Annotated in this window: 16 protein-coding genes; 8 read left to right on the plus strand and 8 right to left on the minus strand. The window is 70.2% G+C overall.

What is annotated here, in order from left to right:
* Positions 1–82: 82 nt before the first annotated feature.
* Complete coding sequence (locus ACIP6N_RS06505; protein ID WP_401813523.1) at positions 83–2,578, minus strand: beta-glucosidase; 2,496 nt, start codon at positions 2,576–2,578, stop codon at positions 83–85.
* A 189-nt stretch (positions 2,579–2,767) separates the two neighbouring features.
* Here ACIP6N_RS06505 and ACIP6N_RS06510 point away from each other — a divergent pair, with 189 nt between their 5' ends.
* Positions 2,768–3,352, plus strand: a complete 585-nt coding sequence (locus tag ACIP6N_RS06510; RefSeq protein ID WP_401813359.1) for a TetR/AcrR family transcriptional regulator — start codon at positions 2,768–2,770, stop codon at positions 3,350–3,352.
* A gap of 218 nt (positions 3,353–3,570) precedes the next feature.
* Positions 3,571–4,323, plus strand: coding sequence for an alpha/beta fold hydrolase (locus tag ACIP6N_RS06515; protein WP_401813361.1), 753 nt, complete (start codon positions 3,571–3,573; stop codon positions 4,321–4,323).
* 1 nt (position 4,324) lies between these two features.
* On the opposite strand, the gene ACIP6N_RS06520 is transcribed toward ACIP6N_RS06515, so the two are convergent.
* A complete protein-coding gene (locus tag ACIP6N_RS06520) occupies positions 4,325–5,143 on the minus strand; it encodes an EI24 domain-containing protein (protein WP_401813362.1) in 819 nt (272 codons plus the stop codon).
* Positions 5,144–5,197: 54 nt separating this feature from the next.
* Between ACIP6N_RS06520 and ACIP6N_RS06525 the strand changes: the two genes are divergently transcribed.
* The gene (locus ACIP6N_RS06525; protein WP_401813363.1) at positions 5,198–5,452 is read left to right on the plus strand and encodes a DUF397 domain-containing protein; all 255 of its coding nucleotides are present in this window, start codon (positions 5,198–5,200) and stop codon (positions 5,450–5,452) included.
* Between the two features lie 74 nt (positions 5,453–5,526).
* Here the strand turns inward: ACIP6N_RS06525 and ACIP6N_RS06530 are convergent, their stop codons facing one another.
* Positions 5,527–5,955, minus strand: a complete 429-nt coding sequence (locus ACIP6N_RS06530) for an organic hydroperoxide resistance protein (protein WP_401813365.1) — start codon at positions 5,953–5,955, stop codon at positions 5,527–5,529.
* A 49-nt stretch (positions 5,956–6,004) separates the two neighbouring features.
* A complete protein-coding gene (locus ACIP6N_RS06535; RefSeq protein ID WP_401813366.1) occupies positions 6,005–7,027 on the minus strand; it encodes an NADP-dependent oxidoreductase in 1,023 nt (340 codons plus the stop codon).
* Positions 7,028–7,143: 116 nt separating this feature from the next.
* Between ACIP6N_RS06535 and ACIP6N_RS06540 the strand changes: the two genes are divergently transcribed.
* Positions 7,144–7,608 carry a MarR family winged helix-turn-helix transcriptional regulator gene (locus ACIP6N_RS06540; RefSeq protein ID WP_401813367.1) on the plus strand — a complete coding sequence of 155 codons (465 nt, stop codon included), beginning with the start codon at positions 7,144–7,146 and terminating at the stop codon, positions 7,606–7,608.
* Between the two features lie 35 nt (positions 7,609–7,643).
* On the opposite strand, the gene ACIP6N_RS06545 is transcribed toward ACIP6N_RS06540, so the two are convergent.
* Positions 7,644–8,513 carry a hypothetical protein gene (locus tag ACIP6N_RS06545; protein ID WP_401813369.1) on the minus strand — a complete coding sequence of 290 codons (870 nt, stop codon included), beginning with the start codon at positions 8,511–8,513 and terminating at the stop codon, positions 7,644–7,646.
* Between the two features lie 184 nt (positions 8,514–8,697).
* Between ACIP6N_RS06545 and ACIP6N_RS06550 the strand changes: the two genes are divergently transcribed.
* From ACIP6N_RS06550 to ACIP6N_RS06560, 3 genes are all read left to right on the plus strand, one after another.
* The gene (locus ACIP6N_RS06550; protein ID WP_401813371.1) at positions 8,698–9,267 is read left to right on the plus strand and encodes a hypothetical protein; all 570 of its coding nucleotides are present in this window, start codon (positions 8,698–8,700) and stop codon (positions 9,265–9,267) included.
* Positions 9,268–9,470: 203 nt separating this feature from the next.
* A complete protein-coding gene (locus ACIP6N_RS06555; protein ID WP_401813372.1) occupies positions 9,471–10,517 on the plus strand; it encodes a rod shape-determining protein in 1,047 nt (348 codons plus the stop codon).
* A 144-nt stretch (positions 10,518–10,661) separates the two neighbouring features.
* On the plus strand, positions 10,662–12,191 hold the full coding sequence (locus ACIP6N_RS06560) for a GAF domain-containing protein (RefSeq protein WP_401813524.1): 1,530 nt from the start codon (positions 10,662–10,664) through the stop codon (positions 12,189–12,191).
* A 106-nt stretch (positions 12,192–12,297) separates the two neighbouring features.
* Here ACIP6N_RS06560 and ACIP6N_RS06565 read toward each other — a convergent pair whose 3' ends face one another.
* From ACIP6N_RS06565 to ACIP6N_RS06575, 3 genes are all read right to left on the minus strand, one after another.
* Positions 12,298–13,470 carry a ThuA domain-containing protein gene (locus ACIP6N_RS06565; protein WP_401813374.1) on the minus strand — a complete coding sequence of 391 codons (1,173 nt, stop codon included), beginning with the start codon at positions 13,468–13,470 and terminating at the stop codon, positions 12,298–12,300.
* A gap of 32 nt (positions 13,471–13,502) precedes the next feature.
* A complete protein-coding gene (locus tag ACIP6N_RS06570; RefSeq protein WP_401813376.1) occupies positions 13,503–15,953 on the minus strand; it encodes a PQQ-dependent sugar dehydrogenase in 2,451 nt (816 codons plus the stop codon).
* Positions 15,954–16,908: 955 nt separating this feature from the next.
* Positions 16,909–17,823 (minus strand): helix-turn-helix transcriptional regulator, encoded by a 915-nt coding sequence (locus ACIP6N_RS06575; protein ID WP_401813377.1) that lies wholly within the window; start codon positions 17,821–17,823, stop codon positions 16,909–16,911.
* Positions 17,824–17,998: 175 nt separating this feature from the next.
* On the opposite strand from ACIP6N_RS06575, the gene ACIP6N_RS06580 reads away from it, so the two are divergent.
* Positions 17,999–19,474 carry an amidohydrolase family protein gene (locus ACIP6N_RS06580; protein WP_401813379.1) on the plus strand — a complete coding sequence of 492 codons (1,476 nt, stop codon included), beginning with the start codon at positions 17,999–18,001 and terminating at the stop codon, positions 19,472–19,474.
* The last annotated feature ends 32 nt before the right edge of the window (positions 19,475–19,506 follow it).

The raw sequence follows: 19,506 nt of genomic DNA on the forward strand, positions 1-19,506 counted from the left end.
GTCGCGCATACGGCCCCGGGGCGGCGTCAGGTTCCGCCCCGGGGCCGTACGTTTCCCCATTCCTCCCCTTCCGCCGCCGCGCTTACTCTTCCGCGTCGACCGTGGCGCTCAGCCTGCGGTCGGCGAGTGAGTGCGCGGCCTGGACCTCGTACCTGCCGGGTACGTACGCCCAGGAGTTGGCTTCTTCGTCCCAGATCTCGAAGGCGCGGCGGCGCAGCGGGATCCGCACCTCGGCGCTCTCGCCGGGGCCCGCCGCCACCGAGGCGAAGCCGGCCAGCCAGCGGACCGGGCGTTCCGCCGTGCCGTCGAGCGGCGCCAGGTAGATCTGGACGACCTCGCGGCCCGTCCGTACACCCGTGTTGCGCAGGCGCACCCGGACCTCGGTCGTGGTGGCCGTCATCGTCTCGTACGTCCACTCGGTGTAGCCGAGTCCGTGGCCGAAGGGGTACGCGGGGGTCGTGCCCGCGCGCTCCCAGGCCCGGTAGCCGATGAACACGCCTTCCTCGTAGCGCAGTTCGCCGTCAGTCGGGGTGGTGTCCGTGACCGGGGCGTCCGCCAGGGCGACCGGCCAGGTGGTGGGCAGCCGGCCGCCGGGCTCCTCGGCGCCGAGGAGGACGTCGGCGAGGGCCGCGCCGCCCTCCTGCCCCGGGAACCAGGTGAGCAGCACGGCTGCCACGTCCTCGCGCCAGGGTAGTTCGACCGGGGAACCGGTGTTGACGACCACCACGGTGTTCGGGTTGACGGCGGCGACGGCCCGTACGAGATCGTCCTGACGTCCGGGCAGCTTCAGGTCCTTGCGGTCGAAGCCCTCGGACTCGACGCTCGCGGTGGTGGCCACCACGACCACCGCCGTGTCGGCACCGCGCGCGGCCTCGACGGCCTCGGCGATCAACTCGTCGGGATCGCGCCGCGGGCCGAGGTGGAGGAGGGAGAAGCCGATGGCCTTCATCGGCACGTCCTCCCCCTTGTAGACGGTGGTGCGGAGCGAGATCTCCACCGGCTCCCCCGCCACCAGATCGACGCGGGCGCGCTCGGCCTGCACCCCGAAGAAAGCCTCGAACGGGTCGGACGAAGCGCCGGGCAACTGCGCCCCCTGGTACCGCACTTCGCCACCGACCCTGAGCGAGAATTCGCCGAGCCCGGTTGTGCCGAAGATGTGTTCGCCGCTCTCGCGCGGGGTGAAGCGGCCGGTGATCTCGACGCTGTGCAGCTTCTCGTACGTCACGTCCTCGGGCAGGTCGCTGCCGACCCACTGCACCCGGGCGTTCGGCAGCCGGGTCGTGCAGAGGACCCGGCCGTCGGCCGCGCGGCAGACCGCCTTCAGCTCGAAACCCTGCTCGGCGAGGCCCAGTTCACCGCTGGGGTCGGCGCCGACCGCGTACGTCAGTGCGCCGTCGGGAAGGGCGGCGGAGAGTCCGTCGAGCGGGGCGACGATGTGGTCGGGGAAGACGGTGGCGGAGCCGCCGCCGAGCACCCTGGCGTCGCGGGCCGCCGCGCCGATGAGCGCGACCGTGCCGGCCGGGCGGAGCGGGAGGACCGGGCGGTCTCCCCGTACCTTGTTGCGCACGAGGACGAAGGAGCGGCGGGCGATCTCGCGGACCAGGGCCTCCCCGTCGACGGTCGCGGGGAGTTCGGTGACGACGGCGGGCGCGCCGTCGAGGAGGCCGAGCCGGGCGGCGAGCCGCAGTACGTTCCGTACGGCCGCGTCGACGGCCGGCTCATCGACCTCACCGGCCCGCACGGCCGCCGCGAGCTGGTCGCCGAACACGGTGTCGGGGCCCGGCATGGCGACGTCCAGGCCGCCGAGGATGGTGCGGGTGGTGGAGCGCGCGGCGAGCCAGTCGGAGACGACGAATCCGTCGAAGCCCCACTCGCCGCGCAGGACGTTGTCGATGAGGTAGCGGTGCTCGGTCATACGGGAGCCGTTGACCGTGTTGTAGGCGGCCATGATGCCCCAGGGATGGGCGTTGGCGACGATGGCCTCGAAGGGCGCGAGGTACAACTCCCTGAGCGGGCGCGGCGCGACGATGTTGTCGACGGTGAAGCGGTCGGTCTCCGCGTCGTTGGCGACGAAGTGCTTGACCGTCGTGCCGACCCCGCCGTCCTGCACACCGAGGACGTAGCCGGTGCCGATCTCGCCGGTGAGGTACGGGTCTTCGCTGTACGTCTCGAAGTGGCGCCCGCCGAGCGGCGAGCGGTGCAGATTGACGGTCGGCGCGAGCAGTACGTGCACACCCTTGCGGCGCGCCTCCTGCGCGAGCAGCCGGCCGGCCCTGCGGGCGAGGTCCTGGTCCCAGGCGGCGGCGAGCGCGGTGGGAGACGGCAGGAGGACGGAGGGATCGTCCGGGGTCCAGCGGACGCCACGGACACCGACGGGCCCGTCGGACATGACCAGCGACGCGAGCCCGATCTCGGGCAGTCCGGTCAGCGACCACTGGTCCTGCCCGCCCAGCAGCCGGGCCCTGGCGGCGAGATCGAGCTTGCCGAGGGCGGCTTCGACGGCTTGGTGGCGCGCCTGAGCCCCTTGATCCGCCTGAGCCGTCTCGCCTGACTGACCGGACTTCCCAGCCCGGGACATGGGTGCGCCTGCCACAGCCGTACCTCCTCGTCGACGTACCTGCGGTTGATTACATGGTGACTCGGATACCTGTAGGAAGGTAGGCGTCGTTATCATTTCGTAATGTGGGGTGATACGGTCCAGCCGGGAAGCGGCCCATCCGGCGGCAGGACCGGACGGCCGTCCGAGCGGGGAAGGAAGAAGTACGCAATGGTGCGAGCCAGGAGCGAGGAGCGGCGGGCGGAGATCCTGCGCGCCTCGCTCGAAGTCATCGCCGAGCGCGGCTACCGCGGCACGACCCTGAGCGCGGTGGCCGAACGCGTCGGCCTCACCCAGCAAGGGCTTCTCCACCACTTCCCCACCAAGGAAGCACTGCTGGTCGCCGTCCTCGAAGACCGTGACCAGTGGGACACGGGCGGCGGAAGCCGGGACAGAAAGGGCTGGCGGCTGGAGCTGCTGACCTCGCTGGTGGAGTACAACGCGATGCGCCCGGGGATCGTCCAGACCTTCTCCGCGCTGCTCGGCGAAAGCGTCACGGAGGACCACCCGGCGAGGGAGTTCTTCGCCCACCGCTACGACCAGGTGCGCGGCAACATGGCCGCGGTGCTGCGCGACGAGTTCGGCGACCGCCTCCCGAGCGGGCTCAGCCCCGAGCAGGTGGCGCCCCTGCTGACGGCGGTGATGGACGGCCTGCAGTACCAATGGCTGCTCGACCCGGAGTCGACGGACATGCCGACGGCGTTCCGCGCCTTCCTGACCCTGCTCAGGGCGGGCGGCGACCACGAGGACGCGTGAGCGGGGCCCTGTTGGGGCCGGGCGGCTCGGACGGCTCGCGCTCGGGCGGCGTTCAGGCGGCTCGGGCACAGGACGACATGCGGGCGGCATCACCGCACAACCGCATGACCGGGCCATAAGGTCACGAGGGGGATGACGAGGAGGACGGCGCGCCCGGCCCGGCGCAGAGCCGTGTCCGCCGGCCCCCGGCCGATGCCGCGACCACCGAAGGAGCAACCGTGACCGCCGTATTCCTCCATGGAGTACCGGAGACGAGCGCGATCTGGGACCAGGTGCGCGCCCATCTCGACGTGGACTCGGTGGCGTTGCCGCTGCCCGGCTTCGGCGTCCCCCGCCCTGCTGGGTTCACGGCCACGAAAGACGCCTACGCCGACTGGCTCGCCGGATCACTCGAAAGCGTGCGGGGACCGGTCGACCTGGTCGGCCACGACTGGGGTGCGTTGCTGACCCTGCGGGTGGCCACCGCCTACGACCTGCCGCTGCGCAGCTGGACGGCGGACCTCGCCAACTGCTTCGCCCCGCAGTACCGCTGGCACCCGAGGGGGCAGACGTGGCAGACGCCCGGCACCGGCGAGGAGGCGGTCCGCACGTGGCTGGACACACCTGCTGACTCGCCGGTCAGCATCGCGGGGGCGCTGCGCGGCCACGGCTCGTCCCCGCGGCTGGCCGCCGCCATGGCCGAACAGCTCACCGCGGACACCATGGACGCGATCCTGCGGCTCTACCGCTCCGCCGCCCCCAACGTCCACCGCGACTGGGGCTCGGCCCTCTCCCGGGGCACCCGTGCGCCCGGCCTCGTGGTGATCCCCACCGAGGACCCGTTCAACGACCTCACGGCCTCACGGCGCGTCGCCGAGCAGCTCCATGCCCAGGTGGTCGAACTTCCGGGACTCAGCCACGCCTGGATGGCGCAGGACCCGTCCGGTGCCGTGGCAGTACTGGAGAACTTCTGGCGCGGTCTGCCCGCTTGAGCTAAACGGTTTCCGAGCCCGACCCCACCGCGTCCGTCTCCGACTCCGCCGCGTCCGCCTCCACCGCGTCCTCGTCGGCCGTGTCCGGCGGCGTCAACTCGCGCGCCATCAGCGTCGCTCCCGCCACCGCACCGGGCATCAGGAAGATCGCGACCACCGGGATCAGGAAGGCGAGCGTCAGCGGCACGCCGAAGCCGAGAGACATCATCCGGTGGCCGTGCAGCAGGGCGAGGCGTTCCTTCAGCCGCATCTCGCGGCGCTGAAGCGCCACCGCGGTGAGTTCTTCGGTGAGGAAGAAGCCCGAGACGCAGAAGCCGATCACGGGGACGACGGTCTGTCCCACGACGGGAATGAACCCGAGGGCGAACAGCACCACGCTGTAGAACGTGACCCGGACGAGAATGCGCAGACTGTCCCGCGCGGAGACGAACAGGTCCCGCCAGAAGGGGACTCCGGACTCGGGAACCTCGCCGCCCTCCTCACGGTCGACCGCCTCGGACAGCGACTCGTAGAACGGCTGCCCGATCAGGAGGGTGACCGCGGTGAAGGTGATCACGGCGAGGAACAGGGCGAGGGCGAAGAGCAGTACGACGAGAGCGCCACGGAAGAGGCCGAGCCAGGGAGAGGCCCAGGTGTCGGCGAACGGCGTGGCCCAGTCGACCACGTCGTCGGCGCCGTACGCGAGACCGATGACGGCGGCCACGTACAGCACCAGCGTTATCAGTCCGGGCAACAGCCCGATCCTCAACCAGCGGCCGCGACCGGCGACCCAGCGCTGGCCCTTCATCAAGTACCCGAAGCCCACCACAAGATCACGCATGGACGTCAGCCTACCGGCGGGGGTCGCTGCCTTTCGAGGGCACCGGCACGGGTCGTGTGCTGCCAGGAGTGGCCGCCGGAGCACAAGACACGTCTCCCGCCCGGATGTACGCCTCCGTCCGCCGCCTTCCTGGATTCCCTGCGCTGGTCCAAGGCGACCGCCTCCAGCGAGAACAACGGGTGCGTCGAGGTCGCCGATGCCAGCCCGTGGGCCGGTGTCCGCGACTCCAAGAACCCCGGACCCCGACTCGTCGTCCCAGCAACCGCCTTCGCCGCACTCATCGACTCCGTCCGGGCCGGAACCGTCTGACCGGGACCGCCACGCACAGCACTGTGCCCCGCCGGATCAGCCGGCGGGGCACAGGAGTTCGTTCGTGCGTGCGGTCAGGCGACGGAGAGGTCCACCGTGATGTTGCCACGCGTCGCGTTGGAGTACGGGCACACCTCGTGCGCCTTCTCCAGGAGCTGCCTGGCCGTCGCCTCGTCCACGTTCGGGATGGACGCCTGAAGCTCGACCTCAAGGCCGAAGCCGCCGTTCTCCAGCTTGCCGATGCCGACCTTGGCGGTCACCGTCGAGCCCGTGACGTCGGCCTTCGCCTGGCGGGCCACCAGGGACAGCGCGCTCTGGAAGCAGGCGCTGTAACCGGCGGCGAACAGCTGCTCCGGGTTCGTGCCCGTACCGCTGCCGCCCATCGCCTTGGGCGGGTTGACCACCACGTCGAGGTTCCCGTCGTCGCTGGCGACGCGGCCGTCGCGGCCGTTCTCGGCGGTCGCTACGGCGGTGTACAGGACGTCGACCTTCTGGATGCTCACGAAATGCCTTCCTTCTGCGGGCCCTTGATGGGGCGTGCGGGTGTCGCTGTTACTTGCCGGCGAGGCCGACGAGCATCTTCCCGGTGTTCTCGCCGCGGAGCACGCCGAGGAACGCGTCGAAGCCGTTCTCGATGCCTTCGACCACAGTCTCCTGGTACTTCAGCTCACCGGAGGCGAGCCAGCCCGCGACGTCCTCGACGAACTGCGGCTGGAGCGCGGCGTGGTCGCCGACGAGCATGCCCTGGAGGCGCAGCCGCTTGCCGATGACCAGCGCGAGGTTGCGCGGCGCGGGTGTCGGCTCCGTCGCGTTGTACTGCGCGATCATGCCGCAGATGGTGGCGCGGCCGTGCACGTTGAGCGAGGAGATCGCCGCTTCGAGGTGTTCGCCGCCGACATTGTCGAAGTAGACGTCGATGCCGTCGGGCGCGGCCTCTTTGAGCTGGTCCCTGACCGGGCCGTTCTTGTAGTTGAAGGCCGCGTCGAAGCCGTACTCCTCGACCAGGAGCTTGACCTTCTCGTCGGATCCCGCCGAGCCGATGACCCGCGAGGCGCCCTTGATCCTGGCCATCTGGCCGACCTGGCTGCCGACGGCCCCGGCCGCGCCGGAGACGAAGACCGCGTCGCCCTCCTTGAAGGAGGCGACGTCGAAAAGACCGGCGTAGGCGGTGAGACCCGTCATGCCCAGCACACCGATGTACGAGGACAGCGGGGCCTTCGAGCCGTCGATCTTCGCGGCGTGCTGGGCGGGGAACTCCGCGTACTCGCGCCAGCCGAGCCCGTGCAGGACGTGGTCGCCGACGGCGAAGCCCTCGGCGCGGGAGGCGATGACCTCGCCGACCGCGGCGCCGTCCATCGGCTTGTCCAGCTGGAACGGGGGCGTGTACGACTTCACGTCGTTCATCCGGCCGCGCATGTACGGGTCGACGGAGAAGTACAGGTTACGGACCAGGATCCGGCCCTCGCCCGGCTCGTTCACGGGAACCTCGCGCAGTGCGACGTCTCCCGGCTCGGGCCAGCCGTTGGGGCGGGCGACGAGGTGCCATTCGCGGCCGGACGTGGGAAGTTCGGTCATGGTGCGGGGCCTCCTGAAGTGAGTTCACCGGTGGCGGGCCAAGAATGTTTCACCACCTGAAACAACCATGCTCTTGAATATTTCATGTTGTCAAGTACATGAGTATCCTGGTGTCCATGGCCACTTCACGCACAGATCCACTGACCCGAGAGGTCGTCGAACTCATCGGCACCGTCGTGGCCCGCTACTACGAGGAGTACGAGCAGGCCGCGGCCAAGCATTCACTGACCGGCGCCCAGGCGCGCGTGCTGGGGCTCCTCTCCCTGGAGCCCATGCCCATGCGCAGGATCGCGCAGAAGCTCAAGTGCGAGCCGTCCAACGTGACCGGCATCGTGGACCGGCTGGAAACGCGCGAACTGGTCGAACGGCGCCTCGACCCCTCCGACCGCCGGGTGAAGCTCGCGGCCCCGACCGAGAAGGGCCGCACGACCGCCGCACTGCTGCGTGACTCACTGGGCTTCGCGCGCGAGCCGCTGGCCGGGCTGTCCGACGAGGAACGCACGGTGCTGCGCGATCTGCTGAAGCGGATGCTGGGCGAAGGCGAAGGCACGGGCGGGGGTGCGGGCGGGGGCGCTGTGTAGCGGCGGGGCGAACGGGGGCAGAGGGGCGAACGGGGTCAGAGGCAGAAGACGATGAGGATCGGTATGCAGTGCTCTTCCTCGGAGGGCTCCGGTTCCGGCTGCGGCGTCGGCCCCTCCGGCGCCGGATCCGTGGCCGTGGGCTCCCCCGTCGGCCCTGGCGAGCCGGAAGGCCCTGTCTCGCCGGGCGTGGGACCGCCGGGGCCGGGCGAAGCGGGCTGAGGCTGCCCCGGGTCCCCGGGGCCGGGTGGTGCGACGGACGCCGACGGTACGGGCTCCCCGGGAACCGCCGGTACGCCCGCGTCGCCGCTGCCGTTGCCGCCGCCGCTGCCCTCGCCGCTGCCGCTGCCGCTGCCGTCACCGGGCCCGGTGCCGCTCGCGTTCGCATCCGGGCTCGGCGGTCCGCTCGTACCACCGGGGACCGGGTCGGCGGTCGGCGAGCCGGGGGCGCTGGGGTCCGCCGGGCCGTCGAGGGCGTCCGGGCCGCCCTGGTACTCGACGGCTCTGTCCTCCTGTACGGAGGTGGCGCCGTGCGGGCCCGAGCCCTCGATGGCCAGCTGGGCCAGGCTCAGCGCGGCCACGGCCAGGACGGCGCCGATCATGCCGATGACGATTCTGCGACCGCGCCTACGGCGGGCCCTGCGCGGTCCACCGCGCCGGCGGGAGGCAGTGCGCGCACGGCGATGCCCCAGGACCTCGGCTCCGGCGGCGGCCTCGTCCGCCCTCTCGCCGTGACCGGCCGGGGTGACCACGAACTCGCCATGGTCGATGCCGGGGCCGACGCCGTCGTCAAAGCCGTGGCCGTACCCGTCATTGGGCGTCGCGTCGCGCCCGTAGCGCGCCCCGGACGGGGTGACGTCCGGCTGCCACGGCTCCTGGGCGGTGGCGCCGCAGCCGCCGCACGTCAATGCGCCGTTGAGAGGGAGTCGGCATTGGTAGCAGTAATCCATGGCGCCCGCAGGCTATGCGGCGGCCGGACAAGGCCGATAGGCACCTCTGTAGAGATCCTGTGAGGGATCCGGCGCGATCCCGGCTTTCGCGCGGCCCCGCTCAGGACGGACCGATCCGCGGGCGGCGGGCAGGATGGTCGGCATGACGTCCGCGGGGCCGTTCGGGCCACTCCAATTCCAGCTGGTGCTGCTGCGCCGGATGGCCGACCATCACCCGGAGCTCGTCGATGACGCCCGCCGTGAGCTGGGCGCATCCCTCGCCGAGATGCGGGAGGCCAACCGCCGCTGGCAGGCGATGGCACGCTCACCCCGCGCCCGTTCCGCGCTCGCGCGCTACCGCTCCGTGCTCGGCGAGCCGGTCCTCACCTTCCGGCGGACCGTCGGCGATCTGGAATGCGACGCCCTTCTGTGGAACGTACCGCTCTGGCCCGATCTGCGGTTCGAGGTGATGACCGCGCCCGGCGGAGCCGTATGGAACGAATGGCTGGTCCGCGCGCCCGGCGCGGCGGGGCCCGGACTGCGCGCGGCGGAGGATCTGCGGCCCTGGTCGTGCACCGTCGACGAGGTCGCACGCGCGTTCCCGCCCGCCAGGCCGCTCCAGGGCAGCGCGCCGACGCGGACGGGGCTCGCGTTCACCCTTCCCGGCGGCACAGCGTGCGTCGCGGAGTTCACCTGGGGACTACTCCAGCGCTGGTCCGTGCAGACGGGGTGACGCAGGGGCCGGTGCGACGGGGAAACCGGCCGCCCCGGCGAGTGAGGGGCCACGGCCTCAACTCCTTTCACCTGACGGGGCATCAGTCCAGCATCCCCCCGACCGGCTCATCCCAGCGCGCGCATCGCCCCACGGCCGAGCACGATGCGAAGCAGGGCCGGCGGCCGCCGGTGACCAGAACAGTGCTCTCGGGAGAACTCGCGGTGACCGTCAGTCTTCAGCAGTTGCGCCGTTGCCACATCGCCGTCGACCTGGGGGCCGCGAGGACCCGGGTCTTTGTGAAGGGGGCCGGGCTCGTCGTGGACGAGCCGAGCTGCGCCGCCGTGAACACCCGCACCGGGGCGCTCATCGCCGTCGGCACCCTGGCCGAGCAGATGACCGGCCGTACGCCCGGCTACATCCGGGTCGCGCGGCCCGTCGCCGGAGGCACCGTCGTCGACATCGAGATGGCGCAGCGCATGCTCCGGCATCTCATCGGCGACAAACTCCGCCGTCAGCTGCGGCGCAAGCCCCGGCTGCGGGCGATCGCCTCCACGCCGCACGACAGTGACCCGCTCGCGCAGCGCGCGGCGGTGGAGACGCTGGTCGGGCTGAGCGCGCGGCGGGTGGAGCTGGTCGACACGCTGATCGCGGCCGCCGTCGGCTGCGGACTGCCCGTGGAACAGCCCACCGCCACCATGATCATGATGTGCGGAGCTGCCACCACGCAGGTCGCGGTGCTCTCTCTGGGTGCGATCGTCACCGCCGTGCGCATTCCGGTCGGCGGCAACGCCATCGATCATGCGGTCATCCAACTACTGCGTCAGCAACACGAATTGGTGTTGCCCAGCCAGGCCGTACGCCCGCTTCAGCTCGCGCTGCGCGGGAACGGCCTCAGCGATGAGGGGCCCACCTCCACCGAGATCCACGGCCGGGACGTGGCCACCGGATCCGCCCGCACCGTGCTGGTGGACACCTCCGACGTACGCGACGCGATCTACGCCCCGCTGACCGCCGTGGTCGACGGCATCGGCAAGGTGCTGCGCGACTGTCCGCCGGATCTGGTGGCCGACCTCGCCGACAGCGGGATCATGCTGGTCGGCGGCAGCTCACTGCTTCCCGGCCTGGATCAGATGCTGCACCGGGCGACCGGTATGCCGGTGACCATCGCCGACCGGCCCGACATCTGCACCATCCTCGGTCTCGGCGCGATGATGGAGGGCAAGGTCAAGCCGAAGGTCCTCGACACTCTGTCCTCGGCCGCCCAGTAGCGGAGCGCGCGGACGAGCGGGCGCGGGCGAGCGGAAGGCGCGATGAGCGGTACGGAGCACGAGCGGCCGGAAGGCGCGGACGGCGGGCGGCCGGAAGGCGCGGACAGCGGGCGGCCGGAAGGCGCGGACAGCGAGGACGCGCCCATGCCCCGGCTGCCGATGCTCCTCGAAGCCGTCCTCGGCATCGGCACCGACCTCGAACTCCACAGCACGCTCCAGCACATCGTCGACACCGCGGCCGAGCTGATGGGCGCGCGCTACGGCGCGCTTGAGGTGGCCGACCCGGAGCGGGGCCGGCTGACCGAGCTGTACACCTTCGGACTGAGCAACGCGGTGCACGAAAAGATCGCCGGACTCCCCCGTGAGACCGGACTGCTCGGTACCCTGGTAACAGACCCCCGGCCCATTCGACTTGACGATCTGGCGGCCGATCCGCGCGCGATGTCGATGGCGCGGGGGCTGCCCGAGATGCATTCCTTCCTCGGTGTCCCGATCTTCGTCGACACGGAGGTCTTCGGCAGTGTCTGTCTGACGGAGAAGAAGGGCGGCCCCTTCACCGAGGAGGACGAGTCCCTCCTGCGGGTGCTCGCCTCGCAGGCGGGCATCGCGATCGGCAACGCCAGGCTGTACGGGACCGCGCGGCAGCGCGAGCGGTGGATCGAGGGGGCGGCGGCCGTCACGACCGCGCTGCTGACGGGCGAGACCGCCGAGGACGCCCTGATGACCGTGGCCGAGTCGGCCCGTATCCTCGCGGACGCCTACGCCGGCGTGGTGCTGCTGCCCACCGAGGAGGGCGGTATGGAGATCGTCGCGGCGTCCACCGAACACGACCCCGACAGCATCGTCGGCACCACCATCCAGCCGGGCTCCCCCGTACTCAGCCAACTCCTCGGTGGAGAGCCGGTGTTCATCGACGACTCCTCGACCGACCCCCGGATGACGACGCACGTACGCAGCCTCTTCGGCCCGAGCATGATGCTGCCGCTCCAGAGCGGCGGAGAGCTGATCGGCACCCTCGCCCTGCCGCGCGAGCGCGGCGGGCGCCCGTACAGCGCGGTGGAACGGCGGCTGGCGATCCAGTTCGCCTCGCAGGCCGCGCTGGCGCTGGTGCTCGCCAACACCCAGCACAACCGGGAGCAGTTGGCGGTGTACGAGGACCGCGACCGCATCGCCCGCGATCTGCACGATCTGGTGGTCCAGCGGCTCTTCGCCACGGAGATGATGCTTGAATCCACCCGTCGGCGCGCCGAATCGCCTTACCTGGACGACCTGTTGGAGCGGGTCGTGGACGAACTCGACTCGACCGTCCAGGAGGTGCGGACCACGATCTTCACCCTCCAGCAGCCTCCCGCCGACGCACCGACCAGCCTGCGCGGCAAGGTCCTGCGCGAGACGAACGGAGCGGCGGCGCTGCTGGGCTTCCGGCCGTCCGTGCACTTCACCGGGGCGGTGGACACCCTGGTCGGAGAAGCGGCGGGGCAGCAGCTGATCGCGGCGCTGCGCGGGGCGCTGGCCGCCGCGCACCGGCGGGAGGGCGTGAGCGCCATCGAGGTCGAAGTCGACGCGACCGTACAGCTGGTGGACGGTCAGGACGGCGTACGGCTGGCCGTGACCGACGACGCGCCGCGCGGTGAGGAGCGGGGCACGACGGTGGAGTGGCGCGCGGAGCGGTGACGCGGCCAGGACGCGCCGGTACGCGGTCCCGGGGAGGCCGGCGTACGGGACAACGACGAGCGGCGGCGCCCCCGGGAGGGGACACCGCCGCCGCGATTCACCTCGGTCAGCGAGCTGCCGCCTCGCTGCCCAGGGTGAAGCTGTCGATGTCGAACAGTGAACCGGAGCCGCCGGTGAAGCTCAGGAACAGCGGCCCTGTGCCGGTGCCCGTCAGCGGTGTGGTGACCGTGGTGAAGGTCTCCCAGTCGCCGGTGGGCGCGACGTCCACGGACCCCAGCAGGGGGCCGGTGGCCGAGCCGGAACGGACCTCGATGGTGCCGCCCGCGCCGGCCGACGACACCTTGGCGGTGAAGGAGGTGGCGCCCGTGGTGTCCACCGACGCGTAACCGGCCCAGTCGCCGTTGTCGATGTAGCCGAGCGTCTGTCCGCCGCTGGCCGCGCCGTGACCGGCCGCCTCCACACCGGACGAGGAGGTGTACGACTCGGCCTCGATCGCGGCCGGTTCGTCACCGCCGCCACCGCCGGGAACACTGCAGTCGGCCTCGACGACCCCGGCCGCCCACTCGATCCCGCCGAGCAGCAGCTTCTGGAAGTCCGGGTCGTCGTACGACTCGGCGGTGTGGCCGAGACCGGTGTAGAACGACCGCCCTGTGCCCTGTTCATGGCACCAGGTGATGGGGTGGTCGCCGCTCATCTCCCCGCCGGTGTAGCTGCTTTCGTCCAGGCTCTGGAGCACGTGGACGTCGGCACGGGGGTTGGAGCGGTAGTTGTACAGCTCGTCGGTGTGCACCCAGGTGGGGCCGAAGTGCGACGTGGCCGGGTTGGTCACGTCCTCGTTGTTGACCGTGGCCTCCTGGATCGCCGGGTGGCTCTGGAACCAGGCGCCCACGAGCTGCTTGTACGCCGGTGAGTCGTACTCCGCGTCGGCAGCGGCATGGATGCCCATGAAGCCGCCTCCGCCGTTGACGTACCCCTCGAGGGCCGCCTCCTGGGCGTCGTCGAGGAAGTCACCGGTGGTGGAGACGAAGACCACGGCCTTGTAGGTGGCAAGGTTCTCCGGCGTGAGGACAGTCGCGTCCTCGGTGGCGGTGACCGTGAAGTTGTTCGCCGCACCAAGGGCCTGAACTTCCGCGATTCCGGCGGGAATCGAGTCGTGCCGGAAGCCTTCGGTCTTGGAGAAGACGAGCACCTGGTACGGGTCGTCCGCCTGCGTGTGCGCGTTCGCCGCGGCCGGCGCCAGGAAGGCGGCGCCGAGGGTGACGGCCAGCGCGATGGACATGTTCCGCACCCGACGGGTCATCTGACGCTGCGTCACTTCGCCGCACCCCCACCGGTGGTGAAGGTGAAGGAGTCCAGGTCGAACAGGTTGCCCTGTCCCGTCGGGCCCTTGAAGACGAGGAACAGGTCGGTCGTACCGGACGGCGCGTTGGACAGGTCGGCCGTCACGTCGACGAACTTCTCCCAGTCACCGGTCGGTGTCACGGTCGCCGTACCCAGCAGGGTGCCGGTGGCCGAGCCGGTGCGCACCTCAAGGGTGCCGCCGGCGCCCGCGGAGGCGACCCTGGCCGTGAACTGCGTGGCGTTGCCGAGCGCGTACGGCGTGAAGGAGATCCAGTCGCCGTCGTCGGTGAAGCCGACGGTCTTGCCGCCCTCGGCGCTGCCGTGGCTCGCGCCCTCGATACCGGACATGGCCGAGTAGTGCTCGGCCTGCCGGTGCTTGGGCTGGAGCTTGCTGACGCTGTGCGAGGTCAGGCCGCCCGCGTCGGTGTACTCGGCGTCGAACACACCGTAGAGGTTGGCCGCGGCGTCGTGTTCACCGTCGGTCGGGACCGTGAGGGAGCCGGTGCAGCCGTTCTGCGAGGTGATCTGGTGCTCGTGGCTGTCGTGGCCGAGGAAGTACGTGACCTTGACCTTCGAGCAGTCGAGGGCGCCGTCCTCGGGGTCGCTGCCCTCGACGGTGAACGGCACGGTGTCGCCGAAGCTGAACAGCTGTCCGTTCGCGGGGGTGTTGAGCTTGACGGTCGGAGCGGTGTTGCCCACCGTCACGACGAGGCTCGCGCTGCCGGTGAGACCTTCCGGGTCGCTCACCGTGAGCTTGGGAGTGAACGTGCCCGTAGCGGTGTACGTGTGGCTCGGGTTGGCGTCGGTGGAGGTGCCGCCGTCACCGAAGTCCCACGCGTAGGTGAGTGCTCCGTTCTCCGGGTCGGAGCTTCCCTTGGAGGAGAAGGTGACGTTGAGCGGTGCCTGACCCGAGGTCTTGTCGGCGGCGGCCACGGCGATCGGGTTGCGGTTGGTGCCCGCGACGTACTCGATGCGGTAGAGCGCCTGGTCGTCCGCGCCGGTGCCGTAGTCGAGGACGTACAGCGCGCCGTCGGGGCCGAAGGCCTCGTCCATGACCTGGGTGCCGGTCCACGGGAAGCTCTCGATCTCGCCGGGCGAGCCGTCCTCGTTGATCGTGATGGGCTTGATCCACTGGCGGCCGTACTCGGCCGCGAAGAACTTTCCGTCCAGCGACTCCGGGAACTTCACGTTGGAGTCGAGGTTGGGGTCGAAGTGGTAGACCGGGCCGCCCATGGGCGACTCGGAGCCGCCGCCGAACTCGGGCGGGCTGCCCTCGTCACCGCCGTACTTGATCCACGCGGACTGCGGGGCGGGCAGCTTCTGGAGACCGGTGTTGCGCGGCGAGGTGTTCTCAGGACCGTTGGCGCAGTCGGCCTTGGCGCCCGAGGGGCCGTCCGGGAAGGTGTACTTGTTGTACGACTCCGTCACGGTGTTCGTGCCGGTGCAGTACGGCCAGCCGAAGTTGCCGGGCTTCGTGATCCGGTCGAACTCGACCTGGCCACCGGGGCCGCGGTTCGGGTCCGTGGTACCGGAGTCGGGACCGTAGTCGCCCACGTAGACCACGCCGGTCGGCTTGTCGACGGCGATACGGAACGGATTGCGGAAGCCCATCGCGTAGATCTCGGGACGGGTGTTCGCCGTGCCGGGAGCAAAGAGGTTGCCGTCCGGGACGGTGTAGCCGCCTTCGGCGGTCGGGTGGATCCGGATGACCTTGCCGCGCAGGTCGTTCGTGTTGCCCGAGGAGCGCTGGGCGTCGAACTGCGGGTTGCGGTTTGTGCCTTCGTCGAGCGGCGCGAAGCCCTGCGACTCGAACGGGTTGGTGTCGTCACCGGTCGACAGGTACAGGTTGCCCTGCGCGTCGAAGTCGATGTCACCGCCGACGTGGCAGCACTGACCGCGGTCGTTCGCCACTTCGAGGACGACCTTCTCGCTGGCCAGGTCCAGGGTGCCGTCGGTCTTGAGCGTGAACCGCGAGAGGTTCAAGTGCCCCTTGAACGGCGCGAAGTCCGCCTCGGTGCCGTTCACCGGCGCGTCGCCGTCCGGTGTGTCAAGCCGGGGCGAGTAGTACAGGTACAGGTAGTGGTTGGTCGCGAAGTCGGGGTCGGCCGCGACTCCTTGCAGACCTTCCTCGTCATGCGTGTACGTGTTGAGCTTCGCCGCGACCTTGGTGTTGCCCTCGGCATCCGTCAGCCGGAGCGTGCCGTCGCGCGACGTGTGGACAACAGACTTGTCGGGCAGCACGGCGAGCGACATCGCCTCGCCCAACTCAGCCGCACCCGAGGCGAGTTGTACCTGCTGGTAGTCACCGGCAGGGATATCGCTCACTGCTCCGGACGCTGTCGCGCCGACGGCTATGCCGCCGGAGACGGCAAGGGTGAGCGCGACCAGAACTCTGGACCACGCGGGGGGACGTACTGACATGAAGCTTCCTTCCTGACCCTGTACTGGGGGGATTCGTCAGGCAAGGCGCGCGCCGTCGCGCTTTGCGGCTGCTGTGCGGCTGAGCTGCTGGTGCAGGTGTCCGTCGTGCAGTCGTGCGGTGGTGCGGTCAGTGCGGTGGTGCGGTCACGCGATGGAGCTGTTGTGCGGTGGTGCAGTCGTGCGGTGGGGCGCTCGCGTGATGATTCACGGAGGGGCTTCCCGGGCACCAGGATCTCTGGGTCTCGCGTTCAGCGTGTTGCATGCTGGCAACACGAAATTAATTTGTCAAGGTCGTGTCAAAATCCCCAACGGGCCAGCCCCCGGGGCCGATTGCGCACCCTGCGCAACACCGCAGGCAGGGAGGCGCAACCCGCCGACTCCGTTGCGCGGCATGGCCCACCGGCCAGGTCACCTCGGGAGCGGCGTCAACAGGACCGAGCACATTCGGACATGGTTGAGTGCGTGAACAAATCCCACGCGGGTACGTATACGAGCGCCCCGCACACCCCGCGGCCCCACCTGTCAGCGCCCGCCCCACCACACGCCTCTGCCCCGCCCGGCGGACGATCCCGCCGACAGCGAGGGAACCCAGAACGGCCCGGGCGATGACATGAGGCAGCCCGGGAACGAAAGCGAAGACGGCTAGCGTCCCGACGACACCGCCGACGAACCCGGCGACCCCAACCCGCCGACGTCACGCCCGCCATGCATGGTCCTGCTTCTGCCGTTGCGCGATCATGCGCAGCTCACTTCGCGACGCGGTGCCATCGAGCGACGCGGATGAACATGCCGGGCCCCTTGCGGCGAGAAGCCTCTGACGGTCAAGAGAGACCTCCGGCCCGCGCGACCGGTTGCGGCACAGCCGCCGATTCACCACTCCGAGTGACCGGCGGTCGCAGAGTGACCCGAGCGCCGCGCCATCTCAACGCCCGGCGGACCACCTCGTCGCGGGCGGTTATCGGGTGAGGGGCTGGAGCGTTCCGGGGTGCGCGGCGGGGGTCCACAGCGATGGGGCCGGCCGCGGCTTCAGGGGCTGGACCCGAGCGGGCCGCATGGCGTGCTCGTACAGGAGTATCCGCAGGCCCGGCGCCTGGGGCAGTTCCAGCAGTTGGTAGGTCAGGTTAAGCGGGCCCGCCAGTTCGTGGTTGACCTGTTTGGCGCCCGCGGACTTCCTGGTGACCGGGTACTCGGCCCAGATCCGGCGGAAATCGGAACTCCGCGCACTCAGCTCCTCGAATATCTCGGCGAACCGCTCACTTCCCGGGTTCTTTCCGTAGGCCATGCGGAGAACTCCGGCGGAACAGCGCGCCGCCGCCTCCCAGTCCTCGTAGAAAATCCGGGACCGGGGATCGAGGAATACCGAATGGGTCATATTTCCGTGAACCCATTCCTCACCGTACAGAGACACACCCGCCGCGTTGCTTTGCAGGATGTCGCCCCAGGGGCCGAGCACCAGCGCCGGTCCACGCAGCTGGTAATCGATCAGGCGTGAGATCTCCGGCGGGACCGAGGACGCGCCCCCGAATCCCGCATCGGCCGGCACCGCGCCCGGCGACGACACGCCCGAAAGAGCCGGCACACCCGAATCCCCCGAGACCAGACTCTCCGCGAGATCGAACAAATGTCCGCACGACGCATCGTCCAGCCGCAGCGCCTCACTGAGCGCGTGCAGCACCGGCACGGACGGGCGGCGCTCGCGGCCCTGCTCCAGCCGGGCGTAATAGTCCGCGCTCACTCCGGCACGCACAGCGATGTCCTCGCGTCGCGATCCCGGTGTCTTGCGCCGCTTCAGGGCATCGGCCGTGCCGTGCGGCTTCGCCGCTTCTCGCCTGGCCCGCAGGAATTCGCCCAGTGGCGTCGTCGAACTCACTGCTCTCCCCTCGGCATGCCGACAGACCTCATCGACACCCCACAACACCGCGACAGCCCGTGTTGTTCCCGCGTCGTTCCGGCGGAAATCCGGTTGCCAGGGTGTGGCGCTCCCACCCTGAACGTGGTCACGCTCAGGTGTTCCCCCGGGAGAATTCATTCGTAGGCTGGTGCACATGAATACTCCTGAATCTCAGCCGCCCTCCCCCGTACGCTCCGCGATGAGTTCCGCGTTCGCCCACAGTGGCGCGGCCATTGAATTCCGGAGCCGAGCCGCGAAGAACGTCGCCGTGCTCGACGCTCTCACCCGTACCCAGGGCGACAGCGACCGCCGCATTCTTTTCCGTGATGCCACGATCATCACCGGAAAAGCCGACCAGAGTGTCGTCCACGGAAACGTGCTCGTCATCGGCAGCCGTATCGCCGAGGTCGGTCCCGGCGCCGGTGCCGGTGTCGACGAGACCAACGCCGTCGTGATCGACGCCTCGGACTCGATCCTGATGCCCGGCTTCGTCGACTCGCACCTCCACGCGTGGGAGGGCCAGCTCCGCGGCCTGTCCCCGGACGCCGACTTCGACGAGTACCTGGACGTCGCGCACAAGTCCCTCGCGCTGCAGTACCGCCCGCACGACACCTACATCGGCAACCTCGTCAGCTCGCTGGTCAGCCTGTACTCCGGTGTCACCACCATCGTCGACAACTCGCACAACTCCCGTAGCGCCGATCACTCCTCGGCCGCCGTCGAGGCGCTGTTCGACTCCGGCATCCGTGGCGTGCACGCCGCCGCCGCTCCCCGCTTCGGCGAGTGGGAGCAGCAGTGGCCGGCCGACCTCGACCGGCTCCAGAGCGAGTACTTCTCCTCCCCCGACCAGCTGGTGACCCTCCGCATGATGGACACCACCGCCGACGCGGACGAGTGGCGCTTCGCGCACGAGCGCGGCCTGTGGGTCTCCTCCGAGATGGGCTCCGACTGGGTCGACAACCTCGTCGAGCTGCACAACCTCGGCCTCGTCAACGACACCCACACGTTCAACCACGTCCTCGGCCTCAGCGAGGAGGAGTGGCAGATCATCGCCGACACCGGCGTCAAGGTGAACGTCTCCCCCCGCTCGGACACCCTCTTCGGCCTCGGCCCGTCCTTCCCCGCCATCAACGACGCGCTCGCGCACGGCGTCCGCCCCGGCCTCAGCATGGACAACGAACTGAGCTACGGCGTCGACATGTTCACCGAGATGAGCGTGCTCACCCACCTCCAGCGCGGCGGCGTCTACCAGCGGCGCAACGCGTCGGAGACGGACGTCCCCGCCCCGATCACCGCGAAGGACGCCATCGAGTTCGCCACCCTGCGCGGTGCCGAGAACGCCGGTCTGATCGACCGCACGGGCTCGATCGAGCCCGGCAAGGAGGCGGACATCATCCTGATCGACGTCACCGCCCCCAACACCCTCCCCGCCACCGACCCGGTCGCCACGGTCGTCGCGTACGCCCACCCGGGCAACGTCTCCGGCGTCTTCGTCGCCGGTGAGGTCCGCAAGTGGGACGGCCATCTCGTCGGGGTCGACATGCACGTCATCCGGCACGTGGCCGAGCAGTCGCGTGACTGGCTGCTGGCCGAGGCAGAGAAGGCCGCGTCCGGAGAATCGGCCTCCTGAGACTCCGAAGAGCCGGTTCCTGAGACGTCGAC

Origin of the sequence: Streptomyces sp. NPDC088725 (assembly GCF_044751305.1) — a bacterium.
GTDB lineage: Bacteria > Actinomycetota > Actinomycetes > Streptomycetales > Streptomycetaceae > Streptomyces.

Coding starts and splice junctions, on each gene's coding strand:
- ACIP6N_RS06505 (WP_401813523.1), bottom strand. CDS start 2,578: ATGTCCCGGGCTGGGAAGTCCGGTCAGTCAGGCGAGACGGCTCAGGCG.
- ACIP6N_RS06510 (WP_401813359.1), top strand. CDS start 2,768: ATGGTGCGAGCCAGGAGCGAGGAGCGGCGGGCGGAGATCCTGCGCGCC.
- ACIP6N_RS06520 (WP_401813362.1), bottom strand. CDS start 5,143: ATGCGTGATCTTGTGGTGGGCTTCGGGTACTTGATGAAGGGCCAGCGC.
- ACIP6N_RS06535 (WP_401813366.1), bottom strand. CDS start 7,027: ATGACCGAACTTCCCACGTCCGGCCGCGAATGGCACCTCGTCGCCCGC.
- ACIP6N_RS06540 (WP_401813367.1), top strand. CDS start 7,144: ATGGCCACTTCACGCACAGATCCACTGACCCGAGAGGTCGTCGAACTC.
- ACIP6N_RS06550 (WP_401813371.1), top strand. CDS start 8,698: ATGACGTCCGCGGGGCCGTTCGGGCCACTCCAATTCCAGCTGGTGCTG.
- ACIP6N_RS06560 (WP_401813524.1), top strand. CDS start 10,662: ATGCCCCGGCTGCCGATGCTCCTCGAAGCCGTCCTCGGCATCGGCACC.
- ACIP6N_RS06565 (WP_401813374.1), bottom strand. CDS start 13,470: ATGTCCATCGCGCTGGCCGTCACCCTCGGCGCCGCCTTCCTGGCGCCG.
- ACIP6N_RS06570 (WP_401813376.1), bottom strand. CDS start 15,953: ATGTCAGTACGTCCCCCCGCGTGGTCCAGAGTTCTGGTCGCGCTCACC.
- ACIP6N_RS06580 (WP_401813379.1), top strand. CDS start 17,999: ATGAATACTCCTGAATCTCAGCCGCCCTCCCCCGTACGCTCCGCGATG.